17 protein-coding genes are annotated in these 18341 nt (G+C 72.9%); 2 read left to right on the top strand and 15 right to left on the bottom strand.

From position 1 onward, the window contains the following. Positions 1–62 precede the first annotated feature (62 nt). From Q1K26_RS18415 to Q1K26_RS18375, 9 genes are all read right to left on the bottom strand, one after another. Positions 63–1103: a ribose-phosphate pyrophosphokinase gene (locus tag Q1K26_RS18415; RefSeq protein WP_300014277.1), complete on the bottom strand. Its 1041-nt coding sequence runs from the start codon at positions 1101–1103 to the stop codon at positions 63–65. Continuing rightward, the gene (locus Q1K26_RS18410; protein WP_300014274.1) at positions 1100–1753 is read right to left on the bottom strand and encodes an HAD-IB family phosphatase; all 654 of its coding nucleotides are present in this window, start codon (positions 1751–1753) and stop codon (positions 1100–1102) included. The genes Q1K26_RS18415 and Q1K26_RS18410 overlap by 4 nt, the downstream gene beginning before the upstream one ends. Positions 1754–1835: 82 nt before the next feature. After that, positions 1836–3311, bottom strand: coding sequence for a nicotinate phosphoribosyltransferase (locus Q1K26_RS18405; RefSeq protein ID WP_300014271.1), 1476 nt, complete (start codon positions 3309–3311; stop codon positions 1836–1838). A 519-nt stretch (positions 3312–3830) separates the two neighbouring features. Further along, entirely contained in the window at positions 3831–4769 is a 939-nt protein-coding gene (locus tag Q1K26_RS18400; RefSeq protein WP_300014269.1) for a PfkB family carbohydrate kinase, read from the bottom strand. Continuing rightward, entirely contained in the window at positions 4766–5806 is a 1041-nt protein-coding gene (locus Q1K26_RS18395; protein ID WP_300014266.1) for a LacI family DNA-binding transcriptional regulator, read from the bottom strand. Before Q1K26_RS18395 ends, Q1K26_RS18400 begins: the two co-directional genes overlap by 4 nt. Next, positions 5803–6627, bottom strand: a complete 825-nt coding sequence (locus Q1K26_RS18390; protein WP_300014263.1) for a glutamine amidotransferase — start codon at positions 6625–6627, stop codon at positions 5803–5805. Before Q1K26_RS18390 ends, Q1K26_RS18395 begins: the two co-directional genes overlap by 4 nt. Next, the gene (locus tag Q1K26_RS18385; protein WP_300014260.1) at positions 6624–7139 is read right to left on the bottom strand and encodes a pyridoxamine 5'-phosphate oxidase family protein; all 516 of its coding nucleotides are present in this window, start codon (positions 7137–7139) and stop codon (positions 6624–6626) included. Before Q1K26_RS18385 ends, Q1K26_RS18390 begins: the two co-directional genes overlap by 4 nt. A 2-nt stretch (positions 7140–7141) precedes the next feature. After that, on the bottom strand, positions 7142–7597 hold the full coding sequence (locus Q1K26_RS18380) for a cupin domain-containing protein (protein ID WP_300014257.1): 456 nt from the start codon (positions 7595–7597) through the stop codon (positions 7142–7144). 136 nt (positions 7598–7733) lie between these two features. After that, entirely contained in the window at positions 7734–9158 is a 1425-nt protein-coding gene (locus tag Q1K26_RS18375; protein ID WP_300014254.1) for an aldehyde dehydrogenase family protein, read from the bottom strand. Between the two features lie 243 nt (positions 9159–9401). Between Q1K26_RS18375 and Q1K26_RS18370 the strand changes: the two genes are divergently transcribed. Both Q1K26_RS18370 and Q1K26_RS18365 read left to right on the top strand, forming a co-directional pair. Continuing rightward, positions 9402–10514 carry a CoA transferase gene (locus tag Q1K26_RS18370; RefSeq protein ID WP_300014251.1) on the top strand — a complete coding sequence of 371 codons (1113 nt, stop codon included), beginning with the start codon at positions 9402–9404 and terminating at the stop codon, positions 10512–10514. Beyond that, the gene (locus Q1K26_RS18365; RefSeq protein ID WP_300014248.1) at positions 10511–11464 is read left to right on the top strand and encodes a nucleoside hydrolase; all 954 of its coding nucleotides are present in this window, start codon (positions 10511–10513) and stop codon (positions 11462–11464) included. Before Q1K26_RS18370 ends, Q1K26_RS18365 begins: the two co-directional genes overlap by 4 nt. A gap of 40 nt (positions 11465–11504) precedes the next feature. Here the strand turns inward: Q1K26_RS18365 and Q1K26_RS18360 are convergent, their stop codons facing one another. Genes Q1K26_RS18360 through Q1K26_RS18335 form a run of 6 tightly spaced genes read right to left on the bottom strand, consistent with a single transcriptional unit; the run spans position 11505 to position 18340 of the window. Then, positions 11505–11819: a hypothetical protein gene (locus Q1K26_RS18360; RefSeq protein ID WP_300014245.1), complete on the bottom strand. Its 315-nt coding sequence runs from the start codon at positions 11817–11819 to the stop codon at positions 11505–11507. Next, a complete protein-coding gene (locus Q1K26_RS18355; RefSeq protein WP_300014242.1) occupies positions 11816–12295 on the bottom strand; it encodes a (2Fe-2S)-binding protein in 480 nt (159 codons plus the stop codon). The genes Q1K26_RS18360 and Q1K26_RS18355 overlap by 4 nt, the downstream gene beginning before the upstream one ends. Continuing rightward, complete coding sequence (locus Q1K26_RS18350) at positions 12295–13167, bottom strand: xanthine dehydrogenase family protein subunit M (protein ID WP_300014239.1); 873 nt, start codon at positions 13165–13167, stop codon at positions 12295–12297. Before Q1K26_RS18350 ends, Q1K26_RS18355 begins: the two co-directional genes overlap by 1 nt. Then, positions 13164–15560, bottom strand: coding sequence for a xanthine dehydrogenase family protein molybdopterin-binding subunit (locus Q1K26_RS18345; protein ID WP_300014236.1), 2397 nt, complete (start codon positions 15558–15560; stop codon positions 13164–13166). Before Q1K26_RS18345 ends, Q1K26_RS18350 begins: the two co-directional genes overlap by 4 nt. A gap of 33 nt (positions 15561–15593) precedes the next feature. Next, complete coding sequence (locus Q1K26_RS18340; RefSeq protein ID WP_300014233.1) at positions 15594–17876, bottom strand: xanthine dehydrogenase family protein molybdopterin-binding subunit; 2283 nt, start codon at positions 17874–17876, stop codon at positions 15594–15596. Then, the gene (locus Q1K26_RS18335) at positions 17873–18340 is read right to left on the bottom strand and encodes a (2Fe-2S)-binding protein (RefSeq protein ID WP_300014230.1); all 468 of its coding nucleotides are present in this window, start codon (positions 18338–18340) and stop codon (positions 17873–17875) included. The genes Q1K26_RS18340 and Q1K26_RS18335 overlap by 4 nt, the downstream gene beginning before the upstream one ends. Position 18341 lies beyond the last annotated feature (1 nt).

Genomic DNA, 18341 nt, shown 5'->3' with positions numbered 1-18341 from the left:
TGCTCGGCCGAGGCCTTGTACCCGATCCTGACGACCACGTCGGTCCTCTCCTCGCTCTGCGGTCAGAAGGTGTGGTTCTTGCCGCCGAACACGGCGCTCACCGAGTCGTCGGTGAAGATGCGGCGGATGGAGTCGGTGAGCAGGTCCGCGCACGACAGGACCCGGACCGCCGCGGGCGCACCCGGGCGCAGCGGGATGGTGTCGGTCACGACGACCTGCTCGAAGGGCGACGCGGCGAGGTTCGCGTAGGCCGATCCGCTGAACACCCCGTGCGTGGCCGCGGCGTAGATCCGGGCCGCCCCGGCCCGCACGACGGCGTCGGCCGCGGCGCACAGCGTCCCGGCGGTGTCGATGATGTCGTCGACGATGATGGCCGTCTTGCCGCTCACGTCGCCGATCACGTGGCCGACCGAGGCGACCTGCTGCTGCGGGCGCTCCTTGTCGAGGATCGCGAGGTCGGCGCCGAGCCGGTCGGCGAACTGCTTGTTCAGCTTGACCCGGCCCGCGTCCGGCGCCACGACGACGAGGTCCTCGAGATCGTCGCGGTCGCGGCGGAGCTCCCGGAAGTACCCGGAGAGCATCATCAGCGCCGTCATGTGGTCGACCGGCACCTGGAAGAAGCCCTGCAGCTGGCCCGCGTGCAGGTCCATCGTGAGCACCCGGTCGACACCTGCGGACTCGAGCATCCGCGCCACGAGCCGGGCCGAGATCGGCTCCCGGGGTGCGCTCTTCTTGTCCTGCCGCGAGTACCCGTACCAGGGCGTCACCGCGATCACCCGGTGTGCGCTCGCCCCGACCGCTGCGTCGATCATCACGAGCAGCTCGACCAGCGCGTCGTTGGCGTTGACGCCCCCCGCGGGGTTCGCGCAGGTCGGCTGCACGATGAACACGTCGGCGCCACGGATGGACTCCTCGAACCGGCAGTAGACCTCGTCGTTGGAGAACGTCCGCAGCGTCACCGGTCCCAGCCCGACGCCGAGCCGGTCCCCGATCGACCGGGCCAGCGCGGGGTTGGCGCGCCCGCTGAACAGCATCAGCCGCTTGTCGTAGTGCAGCGGCAGGCTCGTCGCGTCCGGGGCGTTCCCCGGGATCGTCGCCGTCACGACCGCTCCGGCGACGACAGCACGGAGCCGGCGAGCAGGTCGCGCCCGATCGCGTACGCCTCGCGCAGGTCAGGGCCGTCGTACACGGCCGCGGCCAGCCCCCGCAGCAGGGGCGTGCCGTTCACCGCCACGGTCCGCCGCAGGCGCCCGAACAGCCCGACGTCGGAGGTCGAGTCGCCGTAGGCGACGCAGTCGTCGTGCGTCAGGCCCCGCTCGGCCACCAGCTGCTCGGTGATCGACACCTTGTCGTCCACGGTGAGCAGCAGGTCCTCGCCGGCCCGGCCGCCCGGCTCCACCCCGGCGCCGAACACCGCACCGGCGCCCCAACGCCGCAGCCTGCGGACGAAGAACAGCGGTGACTGCGAGATCACCGCGCTGTGCTCGCCGCGGGCGTCGATGTCGGCGAACACCTCGGCCACCCCGTCGATCCACGGGCAGGCCTCGAAGGCGCGGTCGATCTCGTCCTCGGAGACCCCGTCCCACAGGGGCAGCACGAGCTCCCAGAACCGGACCTCCCCGACCTCCCCGCGCAGCCACGCCTCCTCGACCGCGTTGGCCTCCTCGAAGCGCCCGAGGTGCCGGGAGAGCTCGACGGACGCGGCACCGCGCAACAACGTGCCGTCCATGTCGAAGATGTGCAGCTTGGTCATGATCGAGAACGGCTCCTCGTCGAATGGTCCCGGTCCGACGCCGCCCGCCGCACCAGGGTGCGGCGGGCGGCCGTGGCACGCCTCAGGCCGGCGTGGCGACCTGCGGCGCCGCGACCTGCCCGTTGTCCGACACCCGCATCTGGCCCACGTGGTCGAGGTAGTACCACTCCGGGACCTCCTGCTCGCCGGCCGCGATCAGCTCGGTGAAGTCCCACTTCTTGAGCAGCTTGCCGTTGCGGAACACCGGGACCAGCTCGTTCTGCTCCGGCGGGATCGAGTCGCGCGGCACGGTCACGTAGGTGCCGTTCTCCCTCTTCAGCGCGAGCCGCCCACCCTTGGAGACCTTCATGCTGTCGCCGGTCGGGGTCTTCGCGATCGAGCGCCACTCCCCGTTCACGCAGGCCGCGCTGCCCTTCTGCCCGAAGTTCATGGTGTCGCGGTTCCAGTGCTGCAGGAGCCCGCCGCCCATGCCGAACACCGCGTTGTCGGCGGCCAGGCCACGGCGCTCCAGCTCCATGAAGACCTTGGGCAGGCTGTGGAAGGTGACGCCGTCGCCCTGCACGACCCGGACGAAGGGCGGGAGGATCTTGAAGCCCTTGCTGTTGGTCTCGAACCCGAAGGCGTCCATCAGCCACTCGGTGGTGTCGGCGGTGACCTGCACGATGTCACCGGAGTCGGGCCGGACACCGACCAGGCCCGGGAAGGTGCGGATCTGCTCGCGCAGCTCCCCGCCGATGATGTTCTTGACGCAGTTCTCGTGGTCGTAGGTGTCGGTCAGCAGGAGGGCGCAGCCCTCCTTCGCGTAGATGTCGAGCATGTTGCGCAGGGCGTCGGTCTCGTTCTCCCGGCCCCAGGCGCAGAACCCGGCGTGCTCGGAGTTCGGGCCGGAGTTGGAGACCTTCCCGGCGTTGTAGAAGTACTTGGCGGCCAGGATGCCCGGGACGGTGTCGCTCTGGTCGAAGTTGACCAGGTGCGCGAGCCCGCCGAGCGCCGCGGACTGCTGGGAGCTGACGCCGCGGGCGCCGTAGTCGTGGAGGATGTTGCGGACGAGGAACTCGTTGTCCGAGGTCCGGGCGAGCGCCTCCTTGATGACCTGCTTGGACAGCCAGCTCACCGTGGCGATCGTCGTCGGGTACCAGACCGCCCGCAGCAGGGCCGTCTCGAAGAAGCTGGTGGCCCAGAAGTACTTCGGATCGGTGTTGATGACCTGGACGAGGACGTTGCGCGAGGGCAGCACGGTGCCCTCGGGCACGGCCTCGATCTCGACGGGCAGGAAGCCGTCGTAGTCGTTGAGGATGCCGAGCCAGTTGTCGCGGTTGAAGTGCATGCCCTGCTCGCGGACGACGAACTCGGCCTCGTCGATGTCCTCGAGGGTGATCGGGCGCATGAGGTACTCGCGGATGAAGGCCTGCAGGCCGACGAACTGCGTCACCGGCCACGGCCCGCCGCGGGACTCGATGTAGCTGGACACGTACTCCGTGCCCGGGGGGTAGAGCGGGTAGTGGCAGTGCTTGTAGTTGTCGGTGTTGATGATCAGGTTGTCCAGGTACCGCCGCATCTGGTTGCCACCTCGGTCTGAGAGTCGTTTCTACCAGGGGATTGCCGCATTCGGGATCCGCCGGAGGCCGGTGGACCTACTCGCGCCGACCTCGTCGTCCATCGCCTGTCACACGATGACCTGTCAGGCGCGTGATCACTAGATGTCAGCTGACTGAGCAACACGATATTAACGTTTCTACTGTGACTGTCAACGCACTCCGCGGTGTGTATCCGCGAGCGGCCGTGGGCGGCGGATCCGCACCCGGCCCGTCGCCGGGCCCGCCACCGCCCATCCCTCGGCTCCCCCGTGACACCTGCCCACGACACGGCGTAACGCCAGCTCAGAGGCTCGGTGCGGCGGCAGGTCGCCGGCCCGGCCGGCTCGTGGGCGGCCGACGCCCGGGGCACGGCCGTACCAGGTCGGCGCCGGCCCGGACACCGGTGCGCCGGTGCAGCACCCTTCGTCGGACGCGCCCGGACCCGGAGGCGGTGAAAAGCATTCTGGCGCGCCCCGGACCCGAGCCCCAGGCGTGGGCCGTCAGCCGACCGGCAGCGCGGCGGCGATCGCCGCGGCGCGCGGCATCCCGGTCCGCGCCCCCACGTGCGCGACCGAGAGCGAGGCGGCCACGGTGCCCGCCCGCACCGCGGTGCGGATGTCGTCCCCGGCCGCCAGGCCGGCGGCGAGCACGCCGTTGAAGGTGTCGCCGGCGCCGGTCGTGTCCCGCACGGTGGCGGTCAGCGGCGGGACGTGGTGCGGGTCCTCGCCGGGGCCGAGCACGACCGCTCCGTCGCCGCCCAGCGTCACCGCGACCGGCGCGCCGGTGCGCGCCACCAGCGCGCGGGCGCCCCGGGGTGCGATGCCCTCCGGCGGCGAGTCCGCGTCGACCAGTGCCGCGAGGTGGCGGCACTCGGTGGCGTTCGGGGTGAGGACCGGCCCGTGGGCCAGCAACTGCGCGACGACCGGCACCACCGGCGCCGGGTTCAGCACGCACCGCACGCCGGCCGCGGAGGCGGACTCGACCGCCGCCGCCACCGCGGCGGCACCGATCTCGGTGCTGACCAGCACGCAGCCGGCCCGGGGCAGCACCGCCCGCAGCGCGTCGCGGACGTGCTCGGCCGTGACGGCCGCGTTCGCCCCCGCGCCGACGGCGATCTGGTTCTCGCCGTGGTCGTCCACGACGATCAGGGCGACCCCGGTGGGCACGCCGGACAGCACGGCCACGCCTGAGGTGTCGACGCCGTCGGCGCGCAGCTCGGCCAGCGCCGCGGCACCGGTGTCGTCGGCACCGACCGCACCGACCAGCCGCACGTCCGCGCCCGCCCGCGCCGCCGCCACCGCGGCGTTGGCACCCTTGCCGCCCCCGTGGCGCTGCACCCCGCCACCGACGACGGTCTCCCCCGGACCCGGCAGCCGGGCGGCCGCGACGACGAGATCGACGTTGATCGCCCCGACCACCACGACCGCGGGCGCGGTCACGGCGCACCCGCGGGCGGGGCGACCGACTCGCGGATCTCCACCGAGGTGGAGAGCACCGCGGGCCCGGCCGGGACCGCGTCCGCGTCGTCCTTGGTGAGGATGTCCAGCAGGCAGTTCGCCGCCTCGGCGCCCATCTCGCGCGCGGGCTGCCGGACGGTGGTGAGCCGCGGCGTGAGCAGGGCCGACACCGGGAGATCGTCGAAACCGACGATGCTGACGTCGCGCGGCACGCGCAGCCCGGCGGACTTGCAGTACTCCAGCGCCCCGATCGCCATCAGGTCGTTCGCGCACACCAGCGCCGTCGGACGTTCCGCGTCGGGCACCTCGAGCGCCCTGCGGGCGAGCGCGTAGCCCGAGTCCTGCCGGTAGTCACCGACCAGCACGGGCACGGAGTCCGGGTCGAGCCCGGTGGCGGCCACCGCCTCGCGGTACCCGGCGAGGCGCTGCTCGGCCGTCCACATCGCGACGGGGCCGCCGATGACGGTGATCCGCCGGTGGCCCTGGTCGAGTACGTGGCGGGCGACCTCGCGTGCTCCGCGGCGCGAGTCGCACACCACGGCGGGCAGGTCGAATCCCGGGATCTGCTCGTCGACCAGCACCACCGGGCCCGAGCGGGCCAGCTCCAGCACGGCGGTCGGCAGCGTGCCGGTCCCGGTCAGGTAGATGACCCCGTCCAGCCGCTGGCTGCGCAGCAGTTTCGCGTGGTGGGCCTCGGTCAGGTGGGTCGCCTCGGGAGCGCACAGCACGACGACCACGCCACGCTCGATCGCCGCGCCCTGCACCCCCTCGGCGACGAGTGCGAAGAACTGGTTGGTCAGGTCGGGCACGACCAACCCGATCGCCGACGCCGACCGGCGCTTGAGGCTGCGCGCGGACGCGTTGGGCGAGTACTCCAGCACCCGCACGGCGTCCAGCACGCGCTCGCGTCGCTCCGGGGCGACGGGCCCGCTGTCGTTGAGCACGTAGCTCACCGTGCTGACCGAGACCCGCGCGTGCTTCGCGACGTCCTTCATCGTCGGGCGGCGCCGGTTGTTCACGCCGTGACCCTCTCCGTCCGTCGTGCGGGCCGGCCGCCGTCGACCGCGTCCGACCCCGCGGCCGCCCACCGCAGGATCGACGCCCACAGCTGCCGGTAGTGCGGCCACCGCACGAACTCGGGCGGCGCCCAGTGCGGAGCGAGATCGGAGGCGAACGCTACCGCACGGCCGGCGGCCACCGGCCCCACGACCAGCAGCGGATCGCCCTCCGCGCGCGCGACCACCGTCGCGTCCGGTTTCGCCACCAGGCGGTTGTACCCGAGCAGCGCGGGCCAGCGGGGCGGCGTGCCGCCCAGCACCGGGTGCTCGGGCGCGTCGACGCACGCCTCCACCCCCTCGGGCCGCTCGATCCGGTCGTCGTGGTCGAGCATCGTCACCGGGAGCACGGAGGCCAGCGGGCTCATGCCGTACCGGGCCCGCCCGTCGATCCCGGTGAACGACATGTAGCCGCCGACCATCACCAGTCCGCCTCCGCCGCGGACGTACTCCGCCAGCACGCCCAGCTTGTTGGGCGTGCGCTCGGAGCGCAGGAACGTCTCGTCGGACAGCAGGAACGAGTTGGACCCGATGTCGCTGAGCACGACGACATCGAAGGCCTCGAGCTCGGCGGCGGTCCGGGGGAAGCGGGCCGAGATCTCGTGCGCCCGGATGTAGGTGACCTCGAAGCCCGACTCCGCGAGGGCGTCGAGGAACACCCCGGCGCCCTCCTCGTACTCGGTGGTGTGGAACTGGTCGAAGCCCTTCATGTGGACCGTGTGCTTGATCCAGGACTCCCCGGCCACCAGCACCCGCAGCGGCTTCGTGTCGGTCGGCGCGCTCATACGAGTCGGTCCCCCACGTGCGCGGGCAGCGTGCGGGCCTCGGGCATGGGGAGGACGTTGATCTCGCGCATGTCCCAGCCGATCATCTTGTCGGGGACGAGCTCGAAGTACCGGCGCCCGGCGACGGCCCCGAACTCCAGGTACTGCTCCAGGTAGGGGTGGCCGACGTGGAAGTACTTGTCGACGACGAGGCCGGCCAGCGTCTCGACGAGCGCGGGGTCGCTCACCTCCTGCATCCGGCCCATCACGCGCACCCCGCTGACGGTGGCGTATTCCTCGCCCTGGTCCACCAGCGCGGACAGCGGCCGGCCCGCGGTGAAGTTCGCGGCGTGCCTGCTCGCGGCGTCGATGGGGATGTAGAGCTTCTTCTCGTGCACGACCAGCCACAGCGGGGACAGGTAGATCGAGCCGTCCTCGTTGGCGGTGGCGACCCGGATCGTGCGTGCCCTCGCCAGGTACGCCCAGCGCTTGTCTCCCCGCAGCGGCTGCCAGGTGCTCGCGGTCACGGCCATCGTCAGCTCCTCAGCGACTTGAGTTCACGGCTGAACTCCGGCGCGTCCGCCACGCCGACGCGCGGCGAGGGACCAGACGTCCAGAAGAAGACCGACTGCATGCCGGTGGCCTCCAGGCGGTACTTGTAGCCCGCCGGCAGGTAGATGTGCTCGCCCTCCACGGCCTCGAGCACGACGACCCGCCCCGCGGCGTCCTCCACCACCAGGTGGATCTTGCCCTTGAGCACGTAGTGCGTCTCGTCGAAGTCCTGCTGGTGCCATTCGTAGGGCATGTGGTCGGGCTCCTGGTAGCAGTAGCCGTGGCGGAAGTACCGTGCGTCGTCGCGCTCGCGGGAGAGGAAGATGTTGGTCTCGATCCCCGTGTTGAAGTGCAGCCGCGGCATCTTGTCGATCTCCTCGGGCACGATGACCCGTGGATAGCGGCGCGCGTCGGGCGCTGCCGCGTCGTAGTCGGTCACGGTCGTCTCCCCTATCTCCGTCCGGTGTGCCGCTCTGGCGAGCGAGGCCCGGCGGTAAACGATTCTATCTGATCGCCTACGAATCCACATCTACCCAGTAGGAGAGCGGGTGGACTCGTTTCTATCGTAGCGCCTGTCAGCCGTGCCCGAACACCGTCTTCACCTCGAGGAACTCCCGGAGGCCGAAGTCGGCGTACTCCCGGCCGTTGCCGGACTGCTTGTACCCGCCGAAGGCGCCCGCGAAGTCCAGGCCCGCCCCGTTGACGTGCACCATCCCGGTCCGCAGCCGGCGCGCGACGGACCGCGCCCGCTCCGGGTCGGCCGAGGAGACGAACCCGGCGAGGCCGTAGACGGTGTCGTTCGCGATGCGCACGGCCTCGTCCTCGTCGTCGTAGGCGATCAGCGTGATCACCGGGCCGAAGATCTCCTCCCGGGCGATCGCCATGTCGTTGCGCACGCCGGTGAGCACCGTCGGCCGGACGAAGTACCCGGCCGCCACGCCGTCGGGGCGACCGAGGCCGCCCGCGACCAGCGTCGCGCCCTCCTCGAGCGCGCCGCCGACGAGCCGCTGCACCTTGTCGTAGGCCGCCTGGGAGATCAGCGGGCCGAGCGCGACGCCCGGGTCCTGCGGATGCCCCACGGTGACCGACTCGGCGCAGCGCCGCGCGATCCGCTCCGCCTCGGCCAGCCGGGACCGCGGGACCAGCCAGCGCGAGCCCGCGTTGCAGGACTGCCCGGAGTTCGCGAACACGTCGTTCATGTCCCGCGGGATGGCCGTCTCCAGGTCGGCGTCGTCGAGCAGCACGTTTGCCGACTTGCCGCCGAGCTCCTGCGCCACGCGCTTGACCGTCGGCGCGGCGCTCGTCGCGACCTCGACACCTGCGCGGGTCGAGCCGGTGAACGACACCATGTCGACGTCGGGATGCGACGTGATCGCGGACCCGGCGCCCGCCCCGTCGCCGTGGACGAGGTTGAACACACCGGCCGGGACCCCGGCCTCGTGCAGGATCTCGGCGAGGACCGCGGCGTTGAGCGGGGCGAGCTCGGAGGGCTTGAGCACGACGGTGCAGCCCGCGGCGAGGGCGGGTGCCACCTTCGCGGCGATCAGCAGGAGCGGCCAGTTCCACGGCGTGATCAGCCCGCACACGCCGATCGGCTCGTACCGGATCTGCGTGGTGCCCCGCTGCTGCTCGAACTCGAAGTTCTTGAGCGCGTCGAGCGCCGAGGCGAACTGGCCGAGGCCGGCCCCGACCTGCGCGCCGTGCGCGAGGGCGGCCGGCGCACCGAGCTCGACCATGAGCACCCGCGCGAGGTCGTCGCTGCGCTCCCGGTAGACCTCCATGATCCGCTCCAGCAGGGCGACCCGCTCGGCCACGCTCGACTGCGAGAACGTCGCGAACGCCGTGCGCGCGGCGGCGACCGCGGCGTCGACGTCGCGCGCTCCGCCGAGCGCGACGGTGGCGATGGGCTTCTCGGTCGACGGGTCGACCACGTCGCGGATCGACGTCGACCTCGGCCGTACCCAGGAACCGTCGATGTAGAAGCGGTCGGCGTTGCGCATTCGGTCTCCCTCGTCCGGTGTCGGCCCGGCGCGGCCACTGGCCGGTGCGCACGGGCCACCCCGGGGCAGCGATATAAACGTTTCTGCATCGTATCGACGCGTTCGCAGGTGGGTCAAGGCCACGACGGGCGTCCGAGTCCCCGCCGCCACGCCCTGCCCGGCGCCGCGGCACTCCCGGGGCTTGACCCTCGCCGAGCACGCGCCGTAGCTTTCTCGAAACGATTCTCTACCAGGAAGGTGCCGATGCCCTCCGCCCTGGGCGACCTGCGGGTGCTGGACTTCTCCCGCGTGCTGGCCGGCCCGTTCGCCACCATGCTCATGGCCGATCTGGGCGCCGCGGTGACGAAGATCGAGCGTCCCGGCGCCGGGGACGACACCCGCAGCTGGGGGCCGCCCTACGACGACCGCGGCACCGCCACCTACTTCCAGTCGGTCAACCGCAACAAGGACGTGCTGGCGCTCGACCTCACCGCCGCGGACGACCTCGCCGAGGCCCGCCTGCTCGCCCGCACCGCCGACGTCGTCGTCGAGAACTTCCGGCCGGGTGTGATGGAGCGGCTCGGGCTCGGGTACGACGAGCTGCGCGCCGCGAACCCGGGCCTGGTCTACTGCTCGGTCACCGGGTTCGGCCGTGGCGCAGGGGCCGACCTGCCCGGCTACGACCTGCTGATCCAGGCCCTCGGCGGGCTCATGCACATCACCGGGGAGCCGGACGGCGAGCCGCAGAAGGTCGGCGTGGCCGTGGTGGACGTGCTGTCCGGGCTGTTCGCGACGGTCGGCATCCTCGCCGCGCTGCGCCACCGCGCCGCCACGGGTGCGGGCCAGCGGGTCGAGGTCGACCTGCTGTCGTCGCTGCTCGGCGCACTGGTCAACCAGGCGTCGGCCTACACCTCCGGCGGCGTCGCACCGGGCCGGATGGGCAACCGGCACCCGAGCATCGCGCCCTACGAGCTGCTCCCGGCCGCCGACGGCGAACTGGTGCTCGCGGTGGGCAACGACCGCCAGTTCCGGGCGCTGTGCGCGGTGCTGGGCGAGGAGTCCGTCGCCGACGACCCGCGCTTCGCGACCAACCCGGCCCGCGTGGCGAACCGGGCGGCGCTGCGCGGCCTGCTGGCCGAGCGCCTGGCGGCCCGCCCGGCCGCCGAGTGGGCCGCGGCGTGCACCGCCGCGCGGGTCCCCGCCGGCGTCGTCAACGACGTCGCGGGCGCCTTCCGGCTCGCCACCGAGCTCGGCCTCGCGCCGGTCGTGGGCGTGCCGCGGCCGGACGGGTCGCTGGTCCACCTGGTGCGCAACCCGATCGGGCTCTCGGCCACGCCACCGACCTACCGCACCGCACCCGCACCACTGCCGCAGTGAGGGCGACCGCCATGCCGCACCCCCTGATCATCGACACCGACCCGGGCGTCGACGACGCCCTCGCGCTCGTGCTCGCGCTGCGCAGCCCCGAGGTGGACCTGCGCGCGGTGACCGTGCCGTTCGGCAACGTCGGGCTGGACCGCACGTTCGCCAACGCCCGCCGCGTGCTCGCCCTCGCCGGGCGGCCCGACGTGCCCGTGGCCGCCGGCGCGGCCCGCCCGCTGGTCTACCCGCAGGAGGAGTGGGCGCCGGAGTGGCACGGGGCCGACGGGCTCGGGCAGCGCTCCGCGGAGTTCCCGGACCCGATCGACCCGGACCCGCGCTCGGCGGTGGAGCTGATGGCCGACGTGCTGCGCGGAGCGGACGAGCCGGCGACGATCGCGACCATCGGACCGCTGACGAACGTGGCGCTGCTGCTGGCGGTCCATCCCGAGCTCACCGCGAGGATCGGCCGCATCGTGACGATGGGCGGCTCCCTCGGCGGGGGCAACACGCGGCAGGGCCGCGCCGAGTTCAACGTCTACGCCGATCCCGAGGCCGCCCACCGCGTCCTGACCCAGCCCGACGTGCCGGTGACGCTGGTCCCCCTCGACATCACCATGCGCTGCCTGGCCGGCGGGGGCTGGGTCGAGGAGCTGACGGCGAGCGGGCCGCGCGGCGCCACGCTGGCGCGCATGCTCGCGCTGTACCGGGCGGCGTTCCGCGAGCGTCACGGCACGGACAGCGTGGCGCTGCACGACCCGCTGGCCGTGCTCGAGGCGATCCTGCCGGGGACGCTGCGCACGACGCCCCTGCCGCTCGGTGTCCGCTGCGATCTCGGCCCGGACCGGGGCACCACGGTCGCCCACCCGGACCCGGGCGGCCACGGCCCCGACGTGCACGTCGCCCTCGACGGCGACACCGGGAGCGCGGCGGCGGAGATGCTGCGTCGCCTGTGCACGCTCGGCTGAGCGGCCCGGCCGGGGCTCCCGCACCCCCGGCCGGGCCGAACTACTCGATCACCGTCCCGTGCACGGCCTCGGCGGACGCCACGAACGTCGACCACTCCGCGAGGAGCTGCTCGAACGCCGGCGTCGCCAGCGCCTCCCGGTAGGACTGCAGGTCGGTGACCTCCAGCACCTCCAGGTACTGGATCGACGGGGTGCCGGTGCCGTCCAGCGTCGCCTCGATGCGCGTGACGTCGTAGCTCACGATCGCCGGGTGGGCCCGGGCCGGCGGGTAGTCGCCGGTCCGGATCCAGTCCTCGTAGGCCGCGGGATCGGTCGTCTCGTGCAGCGTGCTGAGGAAGTACACGCGGTGGGTCACCGCCGCAGCTCCGCGGCCGCGTCGAGCACCGAGCGCACGATGGCGTCGTATCCGGTGCACCGGCACAGGTTGCCGGAGATGCACTCGCGCACCTCCTGCGCGGTGGGGTCGGGGTTGCCCTCCAGGAACTCCGTGGCGCACATGAGCATCCCGGGCGTGCAGAACCCGCACTGCAGGCCGTGGTTGTTCCAGAAGGCCTCCTGCAGCGGGTTGAGCTCCGCGCCGCTCGCGAGCCCCTCGACGGTGGTGATGACGCACCCGTCGGCCTGCACGGCGAGCATCAGGCAGGCCCGCGTGCTGCGGCCGTCCACGATGATCGTGCAGGCGCCGCACACCCCGTGCTCGCAGCCCAGGTGGGTGCCGGTCAGGCCGCACTCGTGGCGGATGAAGTCCGCCAGCGTCAGCCGTGGCTCGCAGTGGCCGGTGTAGACGTGACCGTTGATGGTCATCGACACCGCCTGGCTGTCCTCGCTCATCACGCCGCCTCGCTTCGCTGGATCGCTGCCTGGAGGGCCCGCCGCACGAGCAGCCGGGCCATGTCGCGCCGGTACCCGGCCGGCGCGTGGACGTCGTCGGTGGGGTCGATGGCGGCGGCGACCGTGCCGGCGGCCGCGTCGACCGCCTCGGCCGTCGGCGCCGCGCCGGTCAGCGCCGCCTCCGCGGCGTGCAGCCGGACCGGCACCGACGCCGCTCCGCTCACCGCCAGCCGAACCGTGTCCACCGTGCCGTCGGGACCGAGGTGGACCGCGGCGAGCGCGGCCACGATGGCGAAGTCGCCGTGCCGGCGGGCCAGCTCCTCGACGGCCACGCCGGTGCCGGCGGGCAGCCGGGGCAGCCGGACCCCGACGAGGACCTCGTCGTAGTCCATGGCGGTGGTGAACGTACCCAGGAAGTAGTCCTGCGCGGCCACCGAACGGGGTCCGCCGGGGCCCTGCACCAGCAGCTCGCCGCCCAGCGCGGTGACCAGCGCCGGCAGCTCGGCGGCCGGGTCGGCGTGGGCCAGGCTGCCCCCGACCGTGCCCCGGTTGCGGTTGGCGACGTGCCCGACGTGGCGCAGCACCTGCGGCAGCAGCGGGACGGCGTCCGCGACGACCGCGCTGGTCTCGACGTCGCGCTGGCGAGCCATGGCGCCGATCAGCAGGCTGCCGTTGTCGGTCCGGACCTCGTCGAGGCCGGAGGCCCGGTTGATGTCGATCAGAACCGACGGGCGGGCCAGCCGGAAGCTCATCAGCGGGATGAGGCTCTGGCCACCGGCGAGCACCTTGGCGTCGGTGCCGTGCTCGGTGAGCAGGGCGACGGCCTCGGCGGCGTCACCGGCCCGGGCGTACTTGACGGGTGGTGGCTTCATGCCGACGCCTCCTGGGATGACGCGGTCCGGGCTGTGCGGATCAGGTCCAACAGCCGTGGGGGCGTGACCGGGAACCGGGTCACGGTGACGCCGAGGTCGCTCAGGGCGTCGTCGATGGCGCTGCCGACCAGCGAGACCCCGGCGATCGTGCCGGCCTCGCCGACCCCCTTGATGCCGCCGGGGATGTCGGGCGCCGGTGTCTCCTGGTGGTAGAAGTGGAACGGAGGGATCTCCATGGCGGTGGGCAGCAGGTAGTCCATGAAGCTGGCCGTGCGCAGCTGGCCCTGCTCGTCGTAGACCAGCTCCTCCAGCAGGGCCCCGCCCAGCGCCTGGGCCAGCCCGCCGGCGAGCTGGCCGTCCACCAGCATCGGGTTGATGACGGTGCCGCAGTCGTGGGCCGCCAGGCAGTCCAGCAGGCTGACCGTGCCGGTCTCGCGGTCGACCTCGACCAGCAGCGCGGTGCACCCGAAGGAGGTGGCCATGTTGGGCGGGTCGAAGACGTCGACCTCCTCCAGGGTCGGGGTCTCCTCGTCGGGCAGCGTGTCGAGCAGCCGGCGGTAGGCGGCGTCGCCGATGTCGCGGGTGGTCACCGAGCGGCCCGGGGCCCCGCGGACGCTGAGCACCCCGTCCACGATCTCCATGTCGTCCGGGGAGGCCTCCAGCAGCTGCGCGCCGATCCGGAGCAGCTTCGCGCGCAGCCGCTCCCCCGCCCGGAGGATGGCCGCGCCGCCCAGGGGCGCGGCCCGGCTGCCGCCGGTGCCGTACCCGGTGTACGGGCAGGAGTCGGTGTCCCCGGTGACCACGACGACGTCGTCCATCGGGATGCCGAGGCTGTCGGCGGCGAGCTGGGCGTAGACGGTGTGGGTGCCCTGGCCCATGTTGATCTGTCCGGAGTAGACGGTGAGCTTGCCGATCGAGTCCATCCGCAGGGTCACCTCGTCGAAGCCGGAGTGCGCCAGGCCGACGAGGTTGAGGATGCGGCTCGGCCCGTACGCGCTGGGCTCGACGTGGAACGAGTAGCCGATCCCCACCGACCTGCCCTCGGCGCGCGCCTGCGCCTGGCGCTGCGGCCAGCCCAGCTCGTCGACCTTGCCCATCGCCAGGTCGAGGCAGTCGGCGTAGCGGCCGCTGTCGTAGGTGAACGCGACGCCGGAGAAGTGCGGGAACTCCTCGGGAGCGGGGAAGTTCTTGCGGCGGATCTCCGTGCGGTCCATCCCGAGTTCGCGTGCGGCGATCTCGATCAGCCGCTCGTGCACGATGTTGCCCTTGGGTACCCCCCAGCCCCGGTAGGAGCCGTAGGGCGAGCGGTTGGTCATGACGGCCTTCACCGTCACGTCCAGGTTCGGGATCTTGTAGGGCCCCATGCAGGTGAGCACCGACGCCCAGGGCGGGCCGGTGCCGACGGTGCCGAGCGCGCCGCCGAGCACCCCGTAGGAGATCCCGCGCAGGCCGACGATCGTGCCGTCGTTGTTGAGCGCCATCTCGAAGTCGAGGCGCTGGTCGCGCGAGTGGGAGGTGGCGAAGAAGCTGTCGCGGCGGTCCTCGATCAGCTTCACCGGGCGGCCGGTGCGCCGGGACAGGACCGCGGCGATGACCTCCTCGCCGTAGAAGTCGAACTTGTTTCCGAAGCCGCCGCCAAGGTGGGGCGTCCGGACGCGGATCTTGTGCACCGGCACCCCGAGCACCTCCGAGAGCAGGTCCCGGGCCAGGTTCGGGGACTGGGTGGACAGCCACACATCGACGGTGCCGGAGAAGGCGTCCCAGTTGACGATGGCGCCGCGCGGCTCCAGCGGGCAGCCGAACGCCCGCCCGTGGGTGAAGCGCTCCTGCACCACCACGTCCGCCGCGGCGAAGGCCGCGTCGGGGTCCCCGAAGGTGTAGGTGAGCGAGCCGCTGACGTTGTCGGGCCAGTCGTCGTAGAGCGTCGGGGCGTCGGGAGCCAGCGCGGCGTCGAGGTCGGCCACCACGGGCAGCGGCTCGTACTCGACCTCGATCAGCTCGAGGGCGTCCTCGGCGACGTAGCGGTCGACGGCGACGACCGCGGCCACGGCCTGGCCGACCCAGCGCACCCGGTCGGTGGCCAGTGCGTGGGTCTTCGCGATCCGCTGGTCGGGGATCGGGAACCAGATGACGGGCTGCTCGCCCGCGACCGCGACGAGGTCCGCGCCGGTGATGACGTCGAACACGCCGGGCAGGGCCCGCGCGGCGCTGGTGTCGATGCTGATGATGCGGGCGTGCGCCTCCGGGCTGCGCAGCACCGCGGCCTCGATCATCTTCGGGACGGTGACGTCGTCGACGTACTGCCCTCGGCCGGCAAGCAGCCGCGGGTCCTCGGTGCGCCGGACCGGGGTGCCGGTGTAGCGGGTCTGGACGGGGGGTTCAACGATGGTCATGGGGCGTTGCTCCTGCCGGTGGTGGGAAGGGGGTCAGCTCTGGATCGCAGCGAGGACCTCCTCCGGCGTGATCGGGATGTTGTCCAGCGGCCTGCCGATCGCGTCGCAGACCGCGTTCGCGATCACCGCGGCGGGCAGCAGCACCGGGCCCTCCGCCACGCCCTTGGCCCCGAACGGGCCGTCCGGGTCCGGGTGCTCCAGCGCGACGAACTCGACGCGCGGCACGTCGCAGGCCAGCGGCAGCCGGTAGCTCTCCAGGGTCCGCTCGCGGTAGCGGCCGTCCGCGCCGATCCGCAGGCTCTCGTGCAGGGCGTAGCCGATGCCCTGGGCGACCGCGCCCGACACCTGGCCGTACGTGCCGTCCGGGCTGATCATCCGCCCCACCTCCTGTGCCACCAGGTAGCGCAGCACGCGCACGGTGCCGGTCACCGGGTCGACCTCGACCTCCGCGATGTGCACGTGGTAGGTCGGGGTGGGGAACGAGGGGAACAGCAGCCCGCTCGCGCAGCCGGGGTTGAAGTCGGGGAACGGGGTGACGAACGAGCCGGTGCCCTGGATCGGGCCCACGGTGTTCAGTGCCGTCGCCGCCACCAGCGCGATCGGCACGCTGGTGCCCGGCGCGCCCTTCACCCGCACCGTCGCGTCGGCGACCTCGAGATCCTCCGGTGCCGCCTCCAGCAGCGCGGACGCCACGTCCTTGAGCTTGTCGACGACCTCGTCGGCCGCGATCAGCGCGGCCCCGCCGACGGCGCGGGTGGTGCGGCTGCCCTGCGAGCCGCCGTCGTAGCCGGAGACGTCGGTGTCGGGCAGCGTGACGAACACGTCGGCGGGCGGGATGCCCAGGCGCTCGGCGACGATCTGCGTGACGCCCAGGGCCACCGCGCCCGAGCCGTTGTCGTTGGCCGCGGTCACCACGGCGGCCGTGCCGTCCTCGCGCAGCGAGACCACCGCAGATCCGGGCCCGGGGTTGGTCAGCCACCACGCCGCGGCGATCCCGATGCCCCGGTACGGTCGCTTCCCGGCCTGCAGCTCGGCCCACGGGGCGCGGGCCTCCAGCGCGTCGAAGCCACGGCGCAGGATGCCGGCGTCGTGCAGCACCTGGCCGTTGAGCAGCTCCTCACCGTCGGCGAACAGCAGCCGCAGCCGGTACTCGCGGCGGTCGAGCCCCAGCTCGGCCGCGATGTGGTCCATGTGTCGTTCGACGGCGTGGTACAGGTAGGTGCCGTTGACGCCGCGGAACGCGCCCGTCGGGGTGGTGTTGGTGTACACCAGCCGGGAGATCACCCGGGTCGGGCCACCCCGGTACACCCCCCGCGCGCAGTGCAGCGCGATCGCGGCCAGCCACGGCATCTCGCCGCTGTGGGCACCGTTGTCGGCGACCACCTCCAGCTCGCGGGCCAGCACCGTGCCGTCGGCGTCCACCGCGGAGCGGATCCGGGTGATCGCGCCCTCCCGGCTCGGGCAGCTCAGCAGGTCCTCGGTGCGGGTGTTGACGAGCTTGACCGCGAGCCCGCCCGCCGCGCGGGACAGCAGCGCGGCGTAGGGCTCCAGGCTCGCGTCGAGCTTGGCGCCGAAGCCGCCGCCGATGGTGTGCCCGACCACCCGCACCGCCGACGGGCGCACGTCGAGGAACTGCGCCACCCGGTCGCGCACGTTGAACGGGAACTGGTGCGCGGTGTGCACGGTGTAGCGCCCGCCCCGGTAGATGCCGACGGCGCTCTTGGGCTCGATGTAGGCCTGGTACTGGCGCTGGGCCACGTACTCGTCGGTGATCACGCGGTGGGCGCGGGCGAACGCCTCGTCGACGCCGGGCGGGTCGGCCACGCACTCGGCGGCGACGTTGCCGTGGCGCGGGAAGTCCGGGCCGGCCGTCGGGACGTAGCTCGCCCAGTCGGGGTGCACCAGCGGCGCGTCCGGGCTCGTCGCCTGCCGCAGGTCGACCACGGCCGGCAGCGGCTCGATGTCCAGCCCGATCGCGGCCGCGGCCGCCCTGGCCTGTGCCAGCGAGTCCGCGGCCACCGCCGCGACGGGCTGGCCCTCGAAGCGCACGCGGTCGGATGCGAACAGCCGCTGGTCGCGCAGCACCCAGCCCGCGTAGGCGTCCGGTGCGTCGGCCGCGGTGACCACGGCGTGCACCCCGGGCATCGCCAGTGCGGGCGCGGTGTCCAGCCGGGTGACCAGCCCGGAGCTGACCGGCGAGCGCAGCAGTGCGCCCCAGATCATCCCCGGTTCCTCGTGGTCGACGCCGTAGACGGCCTCGCCGCTGACCTTCGCCTGCCCGTCGGTGCGGGCCACGCGCTCACCGATCACGGTCATCGCCCGTTCCTCCCGGCCACCGTCGCGGCGACGGCGTCGACGATCTGGCTGTAGCCCGTGCAGCGGCAGATGTTGCCGGCCAGTGCCTCGCGGACCGCGTCCTCGGAGGGTGCGGCGTCCTCGCGCAGCACGGCCACCAGGGTGGTCACGAACCCGGGTGTGCAGAACCCGCACTGGACCCCGCCCGCGGCCACGAGGGCGGCCTGCAGCGCGGCACCCAGCTCGTCGCGGGTCAGGCCCTCGACGGTCTCGACCCCGCGCCCGGCCGCCGCTCCCGCGGCGTAGATGCAGGAGTCGACCGGCAGGCCGTCGACCAGGACGGTGCACGCGCCGCACTCGCCCTCGTTGCAACCCTCCTTCGTCCCGGTGAGCCGCAGGCGGTCCCGCAGCACCCCCAGCAGCGTCTCCGCGGCGTCGACGTCCACCGACCGCGGCGTCCCGTTCACCACGAACGACAACTCCATC

Source organism: Pseudonocardia sp., assembly GCF_029263155.1.
Lineage (GTDB): Bacteria > Actinomycetota > Actinomycetes > Mycobacteriales > Pseudonocardiaceae > Pseudonocardia.
This window is presented reverse-complemented; position numbering and strand designations above follow the sequence as displayed.